The following is a 17,480-nucleotide window of genomic DNA, read 5'->3' on the forward strand; positions in this document are numbered from 1 at the left end:
GCATGCGTATCGTGGCACTGGCGGGCGGGATCGGCGGGGCACGCTTCCTGCGCGGCCTCAAGGACGTGGTGGCGCCCGGGGACGAGATCACCGTCATCGGCAACACCGGGGACGACATCCACCTCTTCGGTCTCAAGGTCTGCCCCGACCTGGACACCGTGATGTACACCCTCGGCGGTGGCATCCACGAGGAGCAGGGCTGGGGCCGGGCCGGGGAGAGCTTCGCGGTCAAGGAGGAACTGGCCGCCTACGGGGTCGGCCCGTCCTGGTTCGGGCTGGGCGACAAGGACTTCGCCACCCACATCGTGCGCACCCAGATGCTCGCCGCCGGCTACCCGCTGAGCGCCGTCACCGAGGCGCTCTGCGACCGCTGGCAGCCGGGCGTGCGCCTGCTGCCGATGAGCGACGACCGGGTGGAGACCCACGTCCGGATCACCGACGACCAGGGGACCCGGGCGATCCACTTCCAGGAGTACTGGGTCAAGCTGCACGCGGCCGTGGACGCCGAGGCGATCATCCCGGTCGGCGCGGACACCGCGAAGCCCGCGCCCGGGGTGCTGGAGGCGATCGGCGCGGCCGACCTGATCCTCTTCCCGCCGTCCAACCCGGTGGTGAGCATCGGCACCATCCTGGCCGTGCCCGGCATCCGGGAGGCGGTCGCGGCGGCGGGCGCGCCGGTGGTCGGGCTCTCGCCGATCATCGGCGGCGCGCCGGTGCGCGGGATGGCGGACAAGGTGCTGGCGGCGGTCGGGGTCGAGGCCTCGGCCTCGGCCGTGGCGCTGCACTACGGGGCCGATCTGGTCGACGGATGGCTGGTGGACGTGGCCGACGCCGGCTCGGTCGCCGAGGTCGAGGCGGCCGGGATCAGCTGCCGGGCCGTGCCGCTGCTGATGACCGACCCGGCGGCGACCGCGGCGATGGCCCGGGCGGCGCTGGAGCTGGCCGAGCAGGTGCGCGGGTGAGCCGCGCGCTGGAGGTGCTGCCGGTCCTGGGCCTGCCCGAGATCGAGGCGGGCGCCGACCTCGGCGCGCTGATCGCCAAGGCCGTCGAACTGCGGCCCGGCGACATCCTGGTGGTCACCTCGAAGATCGTCAGCAAGGCCGAGGACCGGCTGCTGCGGGCCGAGGACCGGGAGGCGGCGATCGACGCCGAGGCGGTGCGGGTGGTGGCCCGGCGCGGGCGCACCCGGATCGTGCAGAACCGGCAGGGCCTGGTGATGGCGGCGGCCGGTGTGGACGCCTCCAACACCGCACCCGGCACGGTGCTGCTGCTGCCGCTGGACCCGGACGGCTCGGCCCGCGAGATCCGGGCCCGGATCCACGAGTTGACCGGCCGTCGGATCGCCGTGATCATCACCGACACCTTCGGCCGCCCCTGGCGCAACGGGCTGACCGACGTGGCGATCGGCGCCGCCGGCCTCGACGTGCTGGACGACCACCGCGGGCGGCTGGACAGCCACGGGAACACGCTGAACCTGACCACGACCGCCGTCGCCGACGAACTGGCCGCCGCCGGCGACCTGGTGAAGGGCAAGGCCAGCGGCACCCCGGTCGCGGTGGTGCGGGGTCTGGGCACCCTGGTCACCGAGGCGGACGGCGACGGCATCCGCCCGCTGATCCGGCCGATCGAGGACGACATGTTCCGGCTCGGCACCTCGGAGGCGGTCCGGGCCGCCGTCACGCTGCGGCGCACGGTCCGGGAGTTCAGCGACGAGCCGGTGCACCCGGACGCCGTCCGGCGCGCGGTGGCCGCCGCCGCCACCGCGCCGGCGCCGCACCACACCACGCCCTGGCGGTTCGTGCTGCTGGAGTCGCAGACCTCACGCACCGAGCTGCTCGACGCCATGCTCGCCGCCTGGCAGCGCGACCTGCACGAGCTGGACGGGTGGGACGAGGCGAAGATCGCCCGCCGGACCGCGCGCGGGGACGTGCTGCGCAAGGCGCCGTACCTGGTGGTGCCGTGCCTGGTGATGGACGGCTCGCACAGCTACCCGGACGCGCGGCGGGCGGCGGCCGAGCGCGAGATGTTCACCGTGGCGATCGGCGCGGCGGTGCAGAACCTGCTGGTCACCCTCTCCGGCGAGGGGTACGGGACGGCGTGGGTGTCGTCCACCATGTTCTGCCGGGACACGGTGCGCGAGGTGCTCCGGCTGCCCGACGGGTGGGACCCGATGGGCGCGGTGGCGGTGGGTCGGCCGGCGGCGGTGCCGCAGGACCGGCCGGCCCGGGCGGTGGAGCCGTTCATCGCGGTGCGCTGAGCAGGTGCCTTGAGCGGTGCGCTGGGCGGTGCGCCGGGCGGTGCGCCGGGCGGTGCGCCGGGCGGCTCGAAAACACGAGGTGGGCTCACCGCCGCCGGTGGTCGTTCGGCGCCAGCCGGGGGCCGTAGCGTGGTGGGCGCAGGCCGGTGAGGGCGATCAGGCGGCAGACCCGGTGGCGGTGCGGGGCGTAGGGGGCGAGCAGGGCGAGGAGTTCGGCGTCGTCGGAGCGGGGGCGTCCGGCCAGCGCCCAGCCGACGATGTTCGGCAGGTGGAAGTCGCCGACCGAGACCGCGTCCGGGTCGCCGTTGCTGCGTTGCAGGGTCTCGGCGGCCGTCCACTCGCCGATGCCGGGAACGGTGGTGAGCCGGGCGAAGGCCTCGGCGTGTGCCAGGCCCGTCGCCTGCTCCAGCCGGGGGGCGAGCCGCACCGCGCGCTGGATGGTGGCCGCGCGCTTGGGGTCGACGCCGGCGCGGTGCCACTCCCAGGACGGGATCAGCGACCACTCGCGAGCCGACGGCGCCACCCGCATGCCCTCGGCCGGGCCGGGCGCCGGGGTGCCGAAGTCGCGCAGCAGCAGGCGCCAGGCGCGGTAGGCCTCGTCGGAGGTGACCTTCTGCTCCAGGATCGCCGGGATCAGCGACTCCAGGACCAGCCCGGTGCGGCACAGCCGCAGCCCCGGGTGGGCGCGTTGGGCCTCGCGGGTCGGGCCCGGCGGCAGCGGCGGCAGCTCCGCGGGGTTGTCGGCCTCGCCGAGCAGCACGGGCAGCCGGTCGAGCAGCCAGCCCGCGCCCGGCCCCCAGGCCCGGGCCTCGACCTCGCCGTAGCGGCCGGTGACGCACAGGGTGCCAGGGCCGGCCGGGGTGCGGGACGCCCGCCAGAACGCACCGTCCCCGGTGACCCGGCAGGCCGGGTCACCGGGGCCGCGACGCAGCGGAGCCAGGGTGCGGTGCAGGTCGAGCGGGTGGCCGGGCAGCCAGCGCCGTTCGAGCGGAACGTCGTTCACCCGTCCAGTCTGGCCCGTGCCACTGACAGGCTCAGCGGCCCTGGAGGTGGGCGGCCCAGTTGCGGATGTCCGACAGCCGGGAGAACAGGTCGTCGCCGGGGCAGTCGGTGTTGAAAGCGTCCCGGTGGCCGGAGATGGCCGCGAAGGTGTGCGCGGTGCCCTCCGGGTAGCGGCTGCCGCTGCTGGCGGAGGTGAGGGTGGCGCTGCCGCGCGCGTCCCGCCCGGTGAGGCCCAGCTTCCAGGCGGCGATCTTGGCGATCCCGTCGACCTGGGCCTGCGGCGGCGCGGCCGACTGGTAGGTGCCGAGCGCCGCGACGCCCGTCGAGTCGGTGTTGAAGCCCAGCGTGTGGGCTCCCAGCACCGGGCGGGACACCCCGCCGGCCCGGCCCTCGAAGATCGTCCCGCAGCGGTCGACCAGGAAGTTGTAGCCGATGTCGCGCCAGCCGTTGGAGACCACGTGGTACTGGTAGATCGACCGGATCACCTTGGGGCTGTCCGAGCAGCTGTAGTCGTTGCCGGTGTCGGTGTGGTGGACGAAGACCACCTTGACGTCCCCGGTGTAGACGAACCCGGGGTCGCGCAGGCTCTCGTCGGCTCCCCAGCCGCCGCGGGTCACGATGCCGGGCCGCGGTGCCTGGTGGGCGACGGCGGGCAGCACCCGGGAGTTCGCGGCGGCGTCCGCCGGTGGCTCGGCCGACGGTGCGTCAGGCGCCGCGGCCGCCGGCGCGTCTCCCGGGTCGACCAGTTCCACCCGCAGCCCGGCCGGCAACTGCCGGTCGCCGGTCACCCGGACCTCGACGCCGTCGCTCGGCCCGACCCAGAGCGGCGCGGTGGCGCCGCGCGCCCGCGGGCCGCGCAGTTCGGCGGCGTCCTGGTCGGGGCGGTCCTCGGAGTCGGACGAGAGCGCGCGCCAGTCGCTCCAGGGCTGCGAGCGGCCGCCGCGGGCCACCGGGTGGGTGCGGACTTCGACGCTGCCGTCGAGGGTGGCCGTCGGGTCGTCCCAGCTGACCCCGAGCAGCGAGTAGCCGGTGGTGCCGCGCGCGCCGATCCCCCGGGACACCACACCGCCGGCGCGGCCGGCGGGGAGCGGGGCGAGCGGGAGCGTCACGGTTCTGGCCGAGGAGGAGGCCGGCGTCGCCGGCGCCTCGGTGGCCGCCGCCGGGACGAGCAGCGCGACGGAGCAGCCGAGGCCGAGCAGGTACGCAAGAGAGATCCGCATAAAAGGGATAATGCGGGCATACGCCGGTGCCCGCCACCCGCCCCGGCAAACCGATCTGACGGTCGTTCGACAGACTGTTCGGACCATCGGCACGGCAACCGCCACCGGCGCCCCGACGCCACGCCCCCGACCCCGGACCCCCTCCCCCGCGACCACCGTCAGGCCGTAGGCTGGGCGCACCATGACTGCGCCTTTCGCTGCCGACGCCCGTACCCCCGCCGAGCTGCTGCGAGCCGCCCTCGGTGAGGACTCCGCCCGTCCCCTGGTCACCTTCTACGACGACCGCTCGGGAGAGCGGGTCGAGCTCTCCGTGAAGACCTTCGACAACTGGGTCGCCAAGACCGCCAACCTGCTCCAGGACGAGCTGAACGCGGGCCCCGAGGACCGCGCCGCGCTGCTGCTGCCCGCGCACTGGCAGACCGCGGTCTGGCTGCTGGCCTGCTGGTCGGTGGGCGTCACGGCGGTGCCCGGCGGCGATCCGGCCGAGGCCGCGCTGGTGGTCAGCGGGCCGGACGGGCTGGAAGCCGCGCAGGCCTGTTCCGGCGAACGGGTGGCGCTGGCGCTGCGCCCGCTGGGCGGGCGGTTCCCGCAGCGGCCCGAAGGATTCCTCGACTACGCGGCCGAGGTGCCGGGTCAGGGCGACCGGTTCGCGCCGTACTCGCCGGTGGACCCGCAGGCGCCCGCGCTGGAGACCGCGGTGGACGGGCTGCCGCTCAAGCTGACGGGTGAACAGACCGTGGCGCTGGCCCGCGAGGGCGCCGCCCGGCTCGGCCTGGAGCGCGGCGCGCGGGTGCTCAGCACGCAGTCCTTCGACAGCTGGGCCGGCCTGGAGGCCGGGCTGCTCGCCCCGCTCGCGGCCGGCGCCTCGGTGGTGCTCTGCCGGAACTCGGCGGAGCTGACCGAGAAGCAGTGGGCGGCCCGGATCGAGGCCGAACGAGTGAGCCTGCGGCTGCCCTGAGCGCTACCGCCCTGCGCCGGGCCGCAACCGTGCGCTGAGCGGTCGTCAGGAGACGAGCGCCAGCAGCCCGTTGGCCTCCGCGTAGGCCTCGCCGGTGCGCGGGCAGCGCCAGCGGTCCACGCCGAGCCGGCGCAGCGGCTCCCCGGCCCGTCCGACCCACGCGGTCCTGCGGGCCGGGACTCCGGCCACCAGTGCGAAGTCCGGCACGTCCCGGTGCACCACGGCGCCGGCCGCCACCAGCGCCCAGCGCCCGACCGTGACCCCGGCCACCAGGACCGCGCGGGCGCCGATCGAGCAGCCCTGACGCAGCGTCACGCCCCGGGCCAGCCAGTCGTCCACACCCTTGAGCCGGCCGTCGACCGCCACCGAGCGCGGGTAGAGGTCGTTGGTCAGCACCGCGGCCGGGCCGATGAACACCCCGTCCTCGACCACGGCCGGCTCGTAGACCAGGGCGTGGTTCTGCACCTTGACCCGGTCGCCGAGCCGCACCCCGGGGCCGAGGTAGACGCCGCGCCCGATCACGCACTCGGCGCCGACCACGACGTCCTCGCGGATCTGGGCGAGGTGCCACACCGTGCTGCCCGCCCCGATCCGCGCCCGCGGATCGACGTCCGCGCTGGCTTCGATACGCACCGCCTCGGTCATACCACTGACGGTAGCGGCAATACCCCTCAGCCGGTACGGGACGGAACCGGCTCGGTGCGCGGTGCCGTGCTGGCGATCACCTTGGCCGCCAGCCTGCGCGGCGAGGTGAGGAAGCCGAAGCCCCAGCTGAAGTGCATGGTCGCCAGCGCCACCGGCAGCTGCAGCCGGGCCTTGCCGGACAGGCCCCGGCCTTCGAGCAGCGAGCCGCCGAGGATCCCGAGGGCGTAGCCGGCCGGCACCACGTAGAAGGCCGGGTGCACCGCGGCCCCCAGCACCAGGCCGAGCAGCACCGCGACCAGCGCGCTCGGCGGGGCCAGGTAGCGCAGGTTGACCGAGCCGCGGTGGTAGCGGGTGACCACCCGGCGCCAGCGGCCGTAGTCCTTGTACTGCTTGGCGAGCGCGCGCACGCTGGGCCGCGGCCGGTAGGTGACCTTGAGCTGCGGGGTGAACCAGATCAGGCCGTCGTCCTGGCGGATCCGGTAGTTCAGCTCCCAGTCCTGGGCGCGGATGAACTCCTCGTTGTAGCCGCCGAGGCGTTCCAGCACCTCGCGGCGGAAGACGCCGAGGTAGACGGTCTCGGCCGGGCCGGCCAGGCCGCCGGTGTGGAACGCGGCGTTGCCCACGCCGATCTTGGCGGTCATCGCGGCGGCGACGGCCTTCTCCCACTCCGTCTCGCCCTCGGCGTGCATGATGCCGCCGACGTTGGCCGCGTCCATCTCGCCGAGCAGCCGCACGGCGGTGGTGATGTAGCCGGGGGTGAGCAGGCCGTGGCCGTCCACCCGGACCACGATCGGGTGGGAGGAGGCGCGGATCGCGGCGTTCAGCCCGGCCGGGGTGCGCCCGCTGGGGTTCGGCACGGTCCGCACCCGGGGGTCCGCGGCGGCCAGCTCGGCCGCGATCGCGTCGGTCCGGTCGGTGGAGGGACCGAGTGCGATCACCACCTCCATGGCCCCGGCGTAGTCCTGCTCCAGGATGCGCCGGACGGCGGTGCGAAGGTGTCGTTCCTCGTTGAGCACCGGCATGATCACGGAGACCGCCGGCAGCTCCTCAGCAGCCATGTCGTTCATCGCGCCCCACGGTACCGGAAACGGGTGAACAGCCAGAGCCGGGCGCTCCTCCCCCGCGGGAGCGCCCGGCCTGGTGGCTGACGGATGGTCAGCTGGGAGAACGCTGGGAGCCGGCCGAACTCCGACCGGCTCCCAGCCGCTGGTTCAGCCGCTCGCGATGGCCGCCAGCACGTTCATCCGAGCGGCCCGGAAGGCCGGCAGCAGGGCGGCCAGCAGGCCGACCACCGCCGAGAGCAGCAGCACCACCACGATGGTGCCCACCGGGACCGACAGCACGTTCAGGCCGGAGTTGCGCAGCACCCGCTGGGTGGTGATGCCCCAGCTCAGGCCCAGGCCGGTGCCGAGGATCGCGCCGAAGAGGGCGATCACCACCGACTCCAGGCGGATCATCCGGCGCAGCTGACGGCGGGACAGGCCGATCGCCCGCAGCAGGCCGATCTCCCTCGTCCGCTCGACCACCGAGAGGGCCAGCGTGTTGACCACGCCGAGCACCGCGACCATGATCGCCAGTCCGAGCAGCCCGTAGACCAGGTAGAGCAGGGTGTCCACGCTCTTCTGGACGAGCTTCTTGTAGCCGGCCTGGTCCTGCACCGAGACCTGCGGGTAGGCGTTCAGCGAGTCCTGGAGGGCGGTCAGGGTCTTCTCGACGTCCGCCCCGGCCGCCGCCTTGCCGAAGACGACCACGTCGGTCGGCTGCTGGTCGGCCGGCACCGCCTGGTCGACGGTGTCGATGGTGGCGAAGAAGTGCCGGTCGAAGATCTGGTTGCCGGTGCTGGTGACCAGGGCGATCGGCAGGCTCTGGGTGCGGCCCTTGCCGTAGTCGATGCCGATCCGGTCGCCGACCTTGAGGCTGTTGTCCTTGGCGAAGTTGGCATCGACCGTGATCCCGCCGGCGGCCAGGCCGTTCACGCTGCCGGAGCTGACCGGCAGCGAGAAGTCCTGGGCGAAGGTGGGCGAGACGGCCGAGACCAGCTGGTCCACGCTCTTGCCGCCGGGCAGCGTGAAGGTGGCGGGCAGTTCCCGCTGCTCGGTGACATGGGCCAGGCCCGCGGTGCCCTTGGCGGCGGCGATCATCGGGGCGGTCAGCCCGCCGTGGTTGACGGTGATGATGTAGTCCGCGCCCACCGACTTGTCGATCTGCGCGCTGGTGGAGCTGACCATCGAGTTGGTCACCACCGAGGCACCGGTGACCAGGGCCAGGCCGATCATCAGCGCGGCCGCGGTGGCGCCGGTGCGCCGCGGGTTGCGCAGCGCGTTGCGCTGGGCCAGCCGTCCGGCCGGGCCGAACAGGGCGGGCAGCACGGCGCCGAGGAGCCGGATCACCACACCCGCCAGCAGCGGGCCGAGGATCACGAAGCCGATCAGCGTCAGCACCAGGCCCAGGCCCAGGTCGGAGCCGCCGGCGGCGAGCTGCTTGGCGGTGGCCCCCGCCGCGAGCAGCGCGCCGCCGCCGAGGGTGACCAGCAGGCCGAGCGCCATCCGGATCTTGTTGGAGGCGCCTTCGCTGGGCGTGCCGTGGTCGCTCAGCGCGGCCATCGGGGAGACCTTGCCGGCCCGGCGGGCCGGGATCCAGGCGGCCAGCACGGTGATCACGATGCCGACCAGGTAGGAGGCGATCGGGACGCTCGCGCTGATGTCCAGGGAGGTGGACAGGTTCATCCCGGCCAGCTTCATCAGCTGGATCAGCAGCAGTGCGATGCCCAGGCCCGCGGCCATGCCCAGGGTGGAGCCGATCACGCCGAGCAGCAACGCCTCGATCAGCACCGAGCGGTTGACCTGCTTGCGGCTGCCGCCGAGCGCCCGCAACAGGCCGATCTCACGGGTGCGCTGGGCGACCAGCATGGAGAAGGTGTTGATGATCAGGAAGGCGCCGACCAGCAGCGAGATGCCGGCGAAGCCGAGCATCACGTACTTCATGAAGTCGAGGAAGGAGCCGATGCCCTTCTGGTTGTCGGCCTTCTGCTCGGCGGCCGTCTTCGCCTGGTAGTCGCTGCCGACCACCGCGCCGACCTCGGCCTTGAGCTGGTCGTCGGTCTTGCTGCCGTCGCCGTAGAGGTCGATCGAGGTGTAGCCGCCGGTGCTGCCGAGCAGGTCCTGCTGGGCGGTCGGCACGTCGGTGAAGGCCAGCGCCGCACCGGGGTTGGTGCCGGTGAAGGTCGCGATGCCGGAGATGGTGAAGTCGAAGGTGCCCTGGTCTCCGATGATCCGGATCGGGTCGCCGAGGTGCAGGTTCGCGTGCTTGGCGGTGTCCGCGTCGATCATCATCTGGCGCGGCCCGGACGGGGCGCTGCCGGAGGTGACCGTCATCGCGGGGTGCGGCCCGGGGACCCAGGCGCCGACGATGGTCGGAGCGCCGCCGGTGGGGCCGACCGCCTTGTTGGTCTTCGGGTTGACCAGGGTGGCGCTCTGCACCGAGACGCTGCCCTCGGCGCTCTTCACCCCGGGCTGGGCGGTGAGCTGCGCCAGGGTGGTGGCCGGGACGGTGAGCGTCTTGCCGCCGGTGTCGGCGGCGTTGCCGCCCTTGGGGGGCGCCGGGCTGACCTGGACGTCGGAGGCGGTGCTGGCGAAGAGCTTGTCGAAGGTGCTGGTCGCGGTGTCGGAGAAGACCAGGGTCCCGGAGACGAAGGCCACCGAGAGCACGATCGCGATCAGCGACAGGACCATCCGGCCCTTGTGGGCGAGGAGACTGCGGAGTGAGGTCTTGAGCAGCATGGTGTCGTGGCCCCGGCTCAGCTGGTGCGCTTGCCGTCGAAACGGCGCATGCGCTCGAGGACGGAGTCGGCGGTCGGACCGTGCATCTCGTCGACGATCACCCCGTCGGCCAGGAACAGCACCCGGTCCGCGTAGCTCGCCGCCACCGGGTCGTGGGTGACCATCACGATGGTCTGCGCCAGCTCGTCCACCGAGCGGCGCAGGAAGGTCAGCACCTCGGCGCCGGAACGCGAGTCCAGGTTGCCGGTCGGCTCGTCACCGAAGATGATCTCCGGACGCGCCGCCAGGGCCCGGGCCACCGCGACCCGCTGCTGCTGGCCACCGGAGAGCTGGGTCGGACGGTGCTTCAGCCGGTCGGCCAGCCCCACCGTCTCCACCACCTGCTGGAGCCAGGCCGGATCGGCCTTGCGCCCGGCTATGTCCATCGGCAGCGTGATGTTCTCCAACGCGTTCAGCGTCGGCAGCAGGTTGAAGGCCTGGAAGATGAACCCGATCTTGTCACGCCGCAGCCGGGTCAGCTGCTTGTCCCGCAGGCCGGTGATCTCGGTGTCACCGATCCAGATCCGACCCTCCGAGACCGTGTCGAGACCTGCCAGACAGTGCATCAGGGTCGACTTGCCCGACCCCGAGGGACCCATGATCGCGGTGAACCGACCACGTTGGATGTCGACGTCGACGGCGTCCAACGCCGTCACCCTGGTCTCGCCCGAACCGTACGCCTTGGTCACCTGCCGCGCCGCGGCGGCGCTGGCGGACGGCCCGCCAGGGTTCTCGGAAGCCTGCACGGCTGTGGATGCCGTCGTCACGTCTACTACTCCTAGGTCGGTGTCCCCCGAAGCCTGGCCCCCTTGACAGTCAGGGCCGAGCCGATACGTCAAACCTAGAGGGTGCGGTCCGACCGCTCGTCATCCGGCGGGAGGACCCGGGATGACGAGAGATGTACGGGTCGGCAGCGGTGCCCCCTAGGGGACGCGGGGCACGGCCCTCAGGGGCGCACGGCCGGGCGCGGTGGCGGCCGTGCCCCGAAACCGTCGCGCCTGTGCACCAGCTCTGCTACAGGCACCCGGCTCATGGGTGCCCGACCGGACGGATCGGGCATCCTCGGGGACATGAACACGTGGCAACAAGGTGGTCCGAGCGGTGGTGGCGGCGGGTACGGCGGTCAGGGCGGTCAGGGCGGTGCGCCCGGCGGTGCCGAGCCGCCGTTGCCGCCCTCGCTCGACCCGCACGGCGCCGGGGCCCGACCGAGCGGTCGCCGGCGGTGGCGGCGCGGCCGGATCGTCAAGTACACGGTGCTCGGCGTGGTCGGCGCGCTGCTGGCCACCGGCGTGGGCACCTACTTCTGGGCCGACTCCAAGCTGCACCACCAGGACGTGCTGGCCGACTACGGCAACCGCCCGCCGGCGGGCCAGGGGACGAACTGGCTGATCGTCGGCTCGGACAGCCGCGACGGCCTGTCGGACGCCCAGAAGCAGAACCTGCACACCGGTTCGGACGTGGGCAAGCGCAGCGACTCGATGATGATCCTGCACATCGGCGCCCACGGGAACACGCTGATGAGCATCCCGCGCGACTCCTGGGTGCCGATCCCGGCGCACCTGGACACCTCGGGCAGCGGGAAGACCATCAAGGCCACCACCTCGAAGATCAACTCAGCCTTCGACAACGGCGGCGGCCCGCTGCTGGTGCAGACCGTCGAGCAGAACACCGGCATCCACATCGACCACTACGCCGAGGTCGGCTTCGCCGGGTTCGTCGGCATCGTGGACGCGGTGGGCGGGGTGAACATGTGCATAGCCCAGGACATCCAGGACAAGGACTCCGGGCTGAACCTGAAGGCCGGCTGCCAGACCCTGAACGGCACCCAGTCGCTGGCCTTCGTCCGCCAGCGGCACCAGATGGCCGACCAGGACCTGGGCCGGATGCGCAACCAGCAGAAGTTCCTCTCCGCGCTGGCCCACCAGGCGGCCTCGCCGACCACGCTGCTCGACCCGTTCACCGTCTACCCGCTGATCGGCTCCGGGCTGGACACCCTGATCGTCGACAAGAACACCGGACTGACCGACCTGGCCACGCTCTTCGAGGCGATGAAGACGGTCAGCAGCGGTGGCGGCAAGAGCATCACCATCCCGATCGGGAACGCCGACTACCACACCAGCACCGGCGAGTCGGCGGTCAAGTGGAACCAGAGCGAGGCCACCCAGGTCTTCGACGCGATCAAGAACGACACCGCGGTTCCCACCTTCTGAGTCTCCTGACCCTGCTGACCTGCTGAGCAGAACACTTCTGAGCACAGCCGACGAAGCCCTCCGGCCCCGGACTGACGGGGCGGGAGGGCTTCCGGTCTGCCGGCGCGCGCTACGAGGTGAAGACGACACCCTCGTTGCTCGGCTGGAGCGTGCCGACGGTGAACCCCGCGGCGGAGACGGCCAGTTGCGGCAGCGGCTTGCCGTCCGTGCCGAGCACGCTGGCGGTCAGCTGGGTGGTCTCGTCCGGCGGGGTGATGGTCACCCCGGCGAGCACGTGGCAGCTGGGGTCGGCCTTGTCGCAGGAGTTCCACTTGAGGCCGGAGAAGGCGGTGGTGCCGGGCGCGAGCTTGGCGGCGACCGACTGCCCCGGGTAGGCGACCCGGTTGGTGCCCAGCGTCACCGGGCTGTTGTCGGCCAGCAGACCGCCGTAGCCGAGGTAGCCGTACACGGTGCAGGTGCGCGAACCCTTGTTGGTCAGCATCACCATCGCCTTGCCGGGGAAGTCCGGCTGCAGCTGGATGTCGGCCGTCAACTCGTTGGTGTGGCAACGCTCCGAGACGGCGGTCGGCTTGGCGCTGCCGGCCGGAGCGGCGGGCTTGGCGCTGCCGACCGGAGCGGCCGGCTTGGCCGTGGACTTGCCGCCGGCGGCCGCCGAGGGCGCCTGCGATGCGGCGGGCGCGGCCGCGGCGGGCGGGTTGGCGTTGCTGGTCGACGGAACGTCGTCGTTGCACGCGACCGCGCCCAGCGCCAGCGCGACCGTGGTGGCCGCGATCGCCGCCGCCTTGCTGACCTTCATGACTGCTCCCCTGCGGGTGTGGTGTCGTCTTCTCCCCTCACGACGCTCTTGTCCGACACCCAGTTCGCCCTCATCCGTCCCAGCCCCGTAACACGCGTAACAGACGCCGACCCCCGCGCCCTGGACGGGACGCGGGGGTCGGCGGACGTACGTGACGGCAGGTCAGGCGCTCGGCAGGTTACGGGCCATGACGATCCGCTGCACCTGGTTGGTGCCCTCGTAGATCTGGGTGATCTTGGCGTCGCGCATCATCCGCTCCACCGGGTAGTCACGGGTGTAGCCGTAGCCGCCGAGCAGCTGGACGGCGTCGGTGGTGACCTCCATCGCGACGTCCGAGGCGAAGCACTTGGCGGCCGCGCCGAAGAAGGTCAGGTCGGCATCGACGCGCTGCGACTTGGCGGCGGCGGCGTAGGTGAGCTGGCGGGCCGCCTCCAGCTTCATCGCCATGTCGGCGAGCATGAACTGGACGCCCTGGAAGTCGCCGATCGGCTTGCCGAACTGCTTGCGCTCCTTGACGTAGCCGGCGGCGTAGTCCAGCGCACCCTGGGCGATGCCCAACGCCTGGGCGGCGATGGTGATCCGGGTGTGGTCCAGGGTCTTCATCGCGGTGGCGAAGCCGGTGCCCTCCTCGCCGATCATGCGGTCGGCCGGGATCCGGACGTTGTCCAGGTAGACCTCGCGGGTCGGCGAGCCCTTGATGCCGAGCTTCTTCTCCGGTGCGCCGAAGGAGACGCCCTCGTCGCCCTTCTCCACCACGAAGGCGGAGATGCCCTTGGAGCGCTTCTCGGGGTCGGTGACCGCCATCACGGTGTAGAACTCAGAGACGCCGGCGTTGGTGATCCACCGCTTGACGCCGTTGAGCACCCAGAAGTCACCGTCGCGCACCGCGCGGGTCTTCATGCCCGCCGCGTCCGAACCGGCGTCCGGCTCGGAGAGGCAGTACGAGAACATGCCCTCACCGCGGGCCAGCGCGCCCAGGTACTTCTGCTTCAGCTCCTCGGAGCCGGACAGCTGCACCGGCAGCGAGCCGAGCTTGTTGACGGCCGGGATCAACGAGGAGGAGGCGCAGACCCGGGCGACCTCCTCGATCACCAGGACGGTGGCCAGCGCGTCGGCGCCGGCGCCGCCGTACTCCTCGGGCACGTGCACCGCGTGCAGCTCGTTGGCCTCCAGCGCGTCCCGGGCCTCCTGCGGGAAGCGGCCGTGCTCGTCCACGTCCGCCGCGAACGGGGCGATCTTGGCCTCGGCGAGCGCGCGGACCGTCTCGCGGAGCATCTCGTGCTCCTCCGAGATCCGGAAGAGGTCGAAATCGGCGTTGCCAGCCATGGTCTGCTGCCCCTCTGCGAAACGACGTTAATTACCGTTAAGTAGATGCTCATTCTAGGCCCGGGGGGCCCGATGACCAGACGTGACGTCGGTGACATGCCGACGGGCGGATACCATCGGGTCGCTGCACCTCAGTCCTTGTCCGATCCTGCTCTGCATGCCGGTCATACCCCGGCAGCCCGCGAAGGGGAAGCCCCGTGGCCCTGCGAATCTCGGTGATCGGTACCGGCTATCTCGGCGCCACCCACGCCGCCGCCCTCGCCGAACTGGGCTTCGAAGTACTGGGGCTGGACATCGACCCGGACAAGCTGGCCGCGCTGTCGGCCGGCCAGGTGCCGATGTACGAGCCCGGCCTGTCCGAGCTGCTGGTCAAGCACGTCGTCGGCCACCCGGACTCGACCGAGCGGCTGCGCTTCACCTCCTCCCCGCAGGAGGTCGCCGAGTTCGCCGACATCCACTTCATCTGCGTGAACACCCCGCAGAAGAAGGGCGAGTTCGCCGCCGACATGTCCTACGTCGACCTCGCGGTGGACCAGCTGGCCCCGCACCTGACCCGACCGGTCCTGGTGGTCGGCAAGTCCACCGTCCCGGTGGGCAGCGCGCACCGGCTGGCCGAGCGGCTGGCCGCGCTGGCCCCGGCCGGCGACGGCGTCGAGCTGGCCTGGAACCCGGAGTTCCTGCGCGAGGGCCACGCGGTCGGCGACACCCTGCACCCCGACCGGATCGTGATCGGCGTGCGCGAGGGCGGCCGGGCCGAGGCGCTGCTGCGCCAGGTGTACGCGATCCCGCTGGCCGACGGCGTACCGATGGTGGTCACCGACTACGCGACCGCCGAGCTGGTGAAGGCCGCCGCCAACTCCTTCCTGGCCACCAAGATCTCCTTCATCAACGCGATGGCCGAGGTCTGCGAGAGCGCCGGCGCCGACGTGACGCTGCTGGCCAAGGCCCTCTCCTACGACGAGCGGATCGGCGGCCGCTTCCTCAACGCCGGCCTCGGCTTCGGCGGCGGCTGCCTGCCCAAGGACATCCGCGCGTTCATGGCCCGGGCCGGGGAACTGGGCGCCGACCAGGCACTGACCTTCCTGCGCGAGGTCGACTCGATCAACATGCGCCGGCGCTCCCGGATGGTGGAGCTGGCCCGCGAGCAGTGCGGCGGCGGCTTCCTGGACCGCCGGGTCGCCGTGCTCGGCGCCTCCTTCAAGCCCGATTCGGACGACATCCGCGACTCGCCGGCGCTCAACGTGGCGGCGCAGATCCAGCTGCAGGGCGCGCAGGTCACCGTCTACGACCCCAAGGCGATGGACAACGCCCGCAAGATGTTCCCCTCCCTCTCCTACGCCGACTCCGCCATCGAGGCGGTCACCGGCGCCCATGTGGTGCTGCACCTGACGGAGTGGCAGGAGTTCCGCACGCTGGACCCGGTGGCACTGGGCGAACTGGTCGCCGAACGGCGCCTGCTGGACGGCCGCAACGTGCTGGACGCCGAGCACTGGCGGGCGGCGGGCTGGACCTACCGGGCGATGGGCCGGCCGAGCTGAGGCCTCGGAATGCCGGGTCCGGCAGTGCTGTTGGACCGCGTATGACCGACTTCCGTGACCGCGACTTCCGTGACAGCGACTTCGGCGACCGGGACTTCCGCGACCGGGCGACCGTCCGCGAGATCCTCACCGCCACCGGCGACACCTGGGCCGTGGTGGGCCTGTCCAACAACACCCGGCGCGCCGCCTACGGGGTGGCCCAGGTGCTGCAGCGTTACGGGAAGCGGATCGTGCCGGTGCATCCCAAGGCCGAGACGGTGCTCGGCGAGCCCGGGTATCCGACGCTGGCGGACGTCCCGTTCCAGGTCGACGTGGTCGACGTCTTCGTGAACAGCTCGCTGGCCGGCGAGGTGGCCGACCAGGCGGTGGCCAAGGGAGCCGAGGCCGTCTGGTTCCAGCTCGACGTGATCGACGAGGACGCGTACCGGCGGACCACGGCCGCCGGGCTGCGGATGGTGATGGACCGCTGCCCGGCGATCGAGATCCCGCTGCTGTGACGCTTCTCAGCCGTCCTGGCCGTCCAGCTGCTCCAGGGTGGCGATGGAGGGCTTCCGGGTGACCGCCTGCTCGCGGGCCGCGTCCTCGGCGGCGCGCAGCACCCGCACCGCGTTGCCCCAGGTGAGCTTGGCGAGGTCGGCCTCGGACCAGCGGCGGTCGAGGAGTTCGGCGATCAGGTTGGGATAGCCGGAGACGTCGTCCAGGCCGGCCGGGGTGAAGGCGACACCGTCGAAGTCACCACCGATGCCGAGATGGTCGACGCCGGCCACGTCGCGCATGTGGTCCAGGTGGTCGGCGACGGTGGCCGTGGTGGCGATCGGGCGCGGGTCGTCGGCCTCGAAGGCGCGCAGCACCTTCATCGCGTCGGGGGTGTGCGCCAGGGCGTGGAATCCCTGCGCCTCCAGCGCCCGGGCGGCCCGGTCGGTCCAGCCGTGCGCCTCGGCCGAGATGAACTGCGGCACGAAGGTGACCATCGCCACGCCCCCGTTGGCGGGCAGCTGGGCGAGCACGTCGTCGGGGATGTTGCGCGGGTGATCGTGCACCGCGCGCGAGGAGGAGTGCGAGAAGATCACCGGCGACTGGCTGACCCGCAGCGCGTGGCGCATGGTGTCGGGCGAGGTGTGCGAGAGGTCGACCAGCATGCCCAGCCGGTTCATCTCCCGGACCACCTCCTCGCCGAAGCGGGTGAGGCCGTGGGCGGCCGGCTCGTCGGTGGCGGAGTCGGCCCACGGGACGTTGTCGTTGTGCGTGAGCGTCATGTACCGCACGCCCAGCTGGTAGAGCGCGCGCAGGGTGGCCAGCGAGGAGTTGATGCTGTGTCCGCCCTCGGCCCCCATCAGCGAGGCGATCCTGCCCTCGGCCCGGGCGGCTTCCATGTCGTCGGCCGTCAGGGCGAGCCGCAGCCGGTGCGGGAAGCGGTCGACCAGCGCGCGCACGAAGTCGATCTGCTCGAGGGTCGCGGTGACCGCCCGGTCCCCCGCCAGCTTGGCGCTGACGTAGACGGACCAGAACTGCGCACCGACCCCGCCGGCCCGCAGCCGGTCGAGGTCGGTGTGCAGCCGGCCGCGCTGGTCGGCGGCCAGGTCGATGGCGTCCAGGTCGTAGCCGACCTGGTTGCGCATCGCCCACGGCAGGTCGTTGTGGCCGTCCACCACGGGGGCGGCGGCGAGCAGGGTCCGGGCGATGTCCAGCCGATCAAGGGTCATGGACCCC

Annotated in this window: 15 protein-coding genes; 6 read left to right on the top strand and 9 right to left on the bottom strand. The window is 72.4% G+C overall.

Annotation, left to right across the window (positions count from 1 at the left end):
- Window positions 1–2: 2 nt before the first annotated feature.
- Window positions 3–962 carry a 2-phospho-L-lactate transferase gene (gene cofD / locus ABH937_RS31760; RefSeq protein WP_370220224.1) on the top strand — a complete coding sequence of 320 codons (960 nt, stop codon included), beginning with the start codon at window positions 3–5 and terminating at the stop codon, window positions 960–962.
- Window positions 959–2,257 carry a coenzyme F420-0:L-glutamate ligase gene (locus ABH937_RS31765; RefSeq protein ID WP_370220225.1) on the top strand — a complete coding sequence of 433 codons (1,299 nt, stop codon included), beginning with the start codon at window positions 959–961 and terminating at the stop codon, window positions 2,255–2,257. The genes cofD and ABH937_RS31765 overlap by 4 nt, the downstream gene beginning before the upstream one ends.
- An 85-nt stretch (window positions 2,258–2,342) precedes the next feature.
- On the opposite strand, the gene ABH937_RS31770 is transcribed toward ABH937_RS31765, so the two are convergent.
- Together ABH937_RS31770 and ABH937_RS31775 are read right to left on the bottom strand one after the other, a co-directional pair.
- Entirely contained in the window at window positions 2,343–3,260 is a 918-nt protein-coding gene (locus ABH937_RS31770) for a DNA-3-methyladenine glycosylase 2 family protein (protein ID WP_280693940.1), read from the bottom strand.
- A 31-nt stretch (window positions 3,261–3,291) separates the two neighbouring features.
- Window positions 3,292–4,479, bottom strand: a complete 1,188-nt coding sequence (locus ABH937_RS31775; protein ID WP_370220226.1) for a peptidoglycan recognition protein — start codon at window positions 4,477–4,479, stop codon at window positions 3,292–3,294.
- Window positions 4,480–4,660: 181 nt separating this feature from the next.
- Between ABH937_RS31775 and ABH937_RS31780 the strand changes: the two genes are divergently transcribed.
- Window positions 4,661–5,437: a TIGR03089 family protein gene (locus tag ABH937_RS31780; RefSeq protein ID WP_280693942.1), complete on the top strand. Its 777-nt coding sequence runs from the start codon at window positions 4,661–4,663 to the stop codon at window positions 5,435–5,437.
- Between the two features lie 45 nt (window positions 5,438–5,482).
- Here ABH937_RS31780 and ABH937_RS31785 read toward each other — a convergent pair whose 3' ends face one another.
- The 4 genes from ABH937_RS31785 to ABH937_RS31800 all read right to left on the bottom strand — a co-directional run bounded on the left by ABH937_RS31785 (window position 5,483) and on the right by ABH937_RS31800 (window position 10,667).
- Entirely contained in the window at window positions 5,483–6,082 is a 600-nt protein-coding gene (locus ABH937_RS31785; RefSeq protein WP_280693943.1) for an acyltransferase, read from the bottom strand.
- A gap of 26 nt (window positions 6,083–6,108) precedes the next feature.
- On the bottom strand, window positions 6,109–7,140 hold the full coding sequence (locus ABH937_RS31790; protein WP_280693994.1) for a glycosyltransferase family 2 protein: 1,032 nt from the start codon (window positions 7,138–7,140) through the stop codon (window positions 6,109–6,111).
- A gap of 153 nt (window positions 7,141–7,293) precedes the next feature.
- A complete protein-coding gene (locus ABH937_RS31795) occupies window positions 7,294–9,861 on the bottom strand; it encodes an ABC transporter permease (RefSeq protein ID WP_280693944.1) in 2,568 nt (855 codons plus the stop codon).
- A gap of 17 nt (window positions 9,862–9,878) precedes the next feature.
- Entirely contained in the window at window positions 9,879–10,667 is a 789-nt protein-coding gene (locus ABH937_RS31800; RefSeq protein WP_280693945.1) for an ABC transporter ATP-binding protein, read from the bottom strand.
- Window positions 10,668–10,970: 303 nt separating this feature from the next.
- Here ABH937_RS31800 and ABH937_RS31805 point away from each other — a divergent pair, with 303 nt between their 5' ends.
- Window positions 10,971–12,110: an LCP family protein gene (locus ABH937_RS31805; RefSeq protein ID WP_370220227.1), complete on the top strand. Its 1,140-nt coding sequence runs from the start codon at window positions 10,971–10,973 to the stop codon at window positions 12,108–12,110.
- A 109-nt stretch (window positions 12,111–12,219) separates the two neighbouring features.
- On the opposite strand, the gene ABH937_RS31810 is transcribed toward ABH937_RS31805, so the two are convergent.
- Both ABH937_RS31810 and ABH937_RS31815 read right to left on the bottom strand, forming a co-directional pair.
- Complete coding sequence (locus tag ABH937_RS31810) at window positions 12,220–12,906, bottom strand: DUF4232 domain-containing protein (RefSeq protein ID WP_370220228.1); 687 nt, start codon at window positions 12,904–12,906, stop codon at window positions 12,220–12,222.
- 162 nt (window positions 12,907–13,068) lie between these two features.
- Entirely contained in the window at window positions 13,069–14,232 is a 1,164-nt protein-coding gene (locus ABH937_RS31815; protein ID WP_280693948.1) for an acyl-CoA dehydrogenase, read from the bottom strand.
- Between the two features lie 197 nt (window positions 14,233–14,429).
- Here ABH937_RS31815 and ABH937_RS31820 point away from each other — a divergent pair, with 197 nt between their 5' ends.
- Both ABH937_RS31820 and ABH937_RS31825 read left to right on the top strand, forming a co-directional pair.
- The gene (locus ABH937_RS31820) at window positions 14,430–15,770 is read left to right on the top strand and encodes a UDP-glucose/GDP-mannose dehydrogenase family protein (RefSeq protein WP_280693949.1); all 1,341 of its coding nucleotides are present in this window, start codon (window positions 14,430–14,432) and stop codon (window positions 15,768–15,770) included.
- A gap of 41 nt (window positions 15,771–15,811) precedes the next feature.
- Window positions 15,812–16,267 carry a CoA-binding protein gene (locus ABH937_RS31825; RefSeq protein ID WP_370220229.1) on the top strand — a complete coding sequence of 152 codons (456 nt, stop codon included), beginning with the start codon at window positions 15,812–15,814 and terminating at the stop codon, window positions 16,265–16,267.
- A 6-nt stretch (window positions 16,268–16,273) separates the two neighbouring features.
- On the opposite strand, the gene ABH937_RS31830 is transcribed toward ABH937_RS31825, so the two are convergent.
- On the bottom strand, window positions 16,274–17,473 hold the full coding sequence (locus ABH937_RS31830) for a dipeptidase (RefSeq protein WP_280693951.1): 1,200 nt from the start codon (window positions 17,471–17,473) through the stop codon (window positions 16,274–16,276).
- Window positions 17,474–17,480 lie beyond the last annotated feature (7 nt).

The sequence above is a fragment of the Kitasatospora sp. GAS1066B genome, from assembly GCF_041262605.1.
In the GTDB taxonomy this organism is placed as follows: Bacteria; Actinomycetota; Actinomycetes; order Streptomycetales; family Streptomycetaceae; genus Kitasatospora.

Excerpts from the sequence above, each read along its gene's own strand:
- ABH937_RS31805 (WP_370220227.1), top strand. The coding sequence starts at position 10,971 with ATGAACACGTGGCAACAAGGTGGTCCGAGCGGTGGTGGCGGCGGGTAC.
- ABH937_RS31775 (WP_370220226.1), bottom strand. The coding sequence starts at position 4,479 with ATGCGGATCTCTCTTGCGTACCTGCTCGGCCTCGGCTGCTCCGTCGCG.
- ABH937_RS31825 (WP_370220229.1), top strand. The coding sequence starts at position 15,812 with ATGACCGACTTCCGTGACCGCGACTTCCGTGACAGCGACTTCGGCGAC.
- ABH937_RS31790 (WP_280693994.1), bottom strand. The coding sequence starts at position 7,140 with ATGGCTGCTGAGGAGCTGCCGGCGGTCTCCGTGATCATGCCGGTGCTC.
- ABH937_RS31785 (WP_280693943.1), bottom strand. The coding sequence starts at position 6,082 with ATGACCGAGGCGGTGCGTATCGAAGCCAGCGCGGACGTCGATCCGCGG.
- ABH937_RS31815 (WP_280693948.1), bottom strand. The coding sequence starts at position 14,232 with ATGGCTGGCAACGCCGATTTCGACCTCTTCCGGATCTCGGAGGAGCAC.
- cofD (WP_370220224.1), top strand. The coding sequence starts at position 3 with ATGCGTATCGTGGCACTGGCGGGCGGGATCGGCGGGGCACGCTTCCTG.
- ABH937_RS31795 (WP_280693944.1), bottom strand. The coding sequence starts at position 9,861 with ATGCTGCTCAAGACCTCACTCCGCAGTCTCCTCGCCCACAAGGGCCGG.
- ABH937_RS31830 (WP_280693951.1), bottom strand. The coding sequence starts at position 17,473 with ATGACCCTTGATCGGCTGGACATCGCCCGGACCCTGCTCGCCGCCGCC.
- ABH937_RS31780 (WP_280693942.1), top strand. The coding sequence starts at position 4,661 with ATGACTGCGCCTTTCGCTGCCGACGCCCGTACCCCCGCCGAGCTGCTG.
- ABH937_RS31810 (WP_370220228.1), bottom strand. The coding sequence starts at position 12,906 with ATGAAGGTCAGCAAGGCGGCGGCGATCGCGGCCACCACGGTCGCGCTG.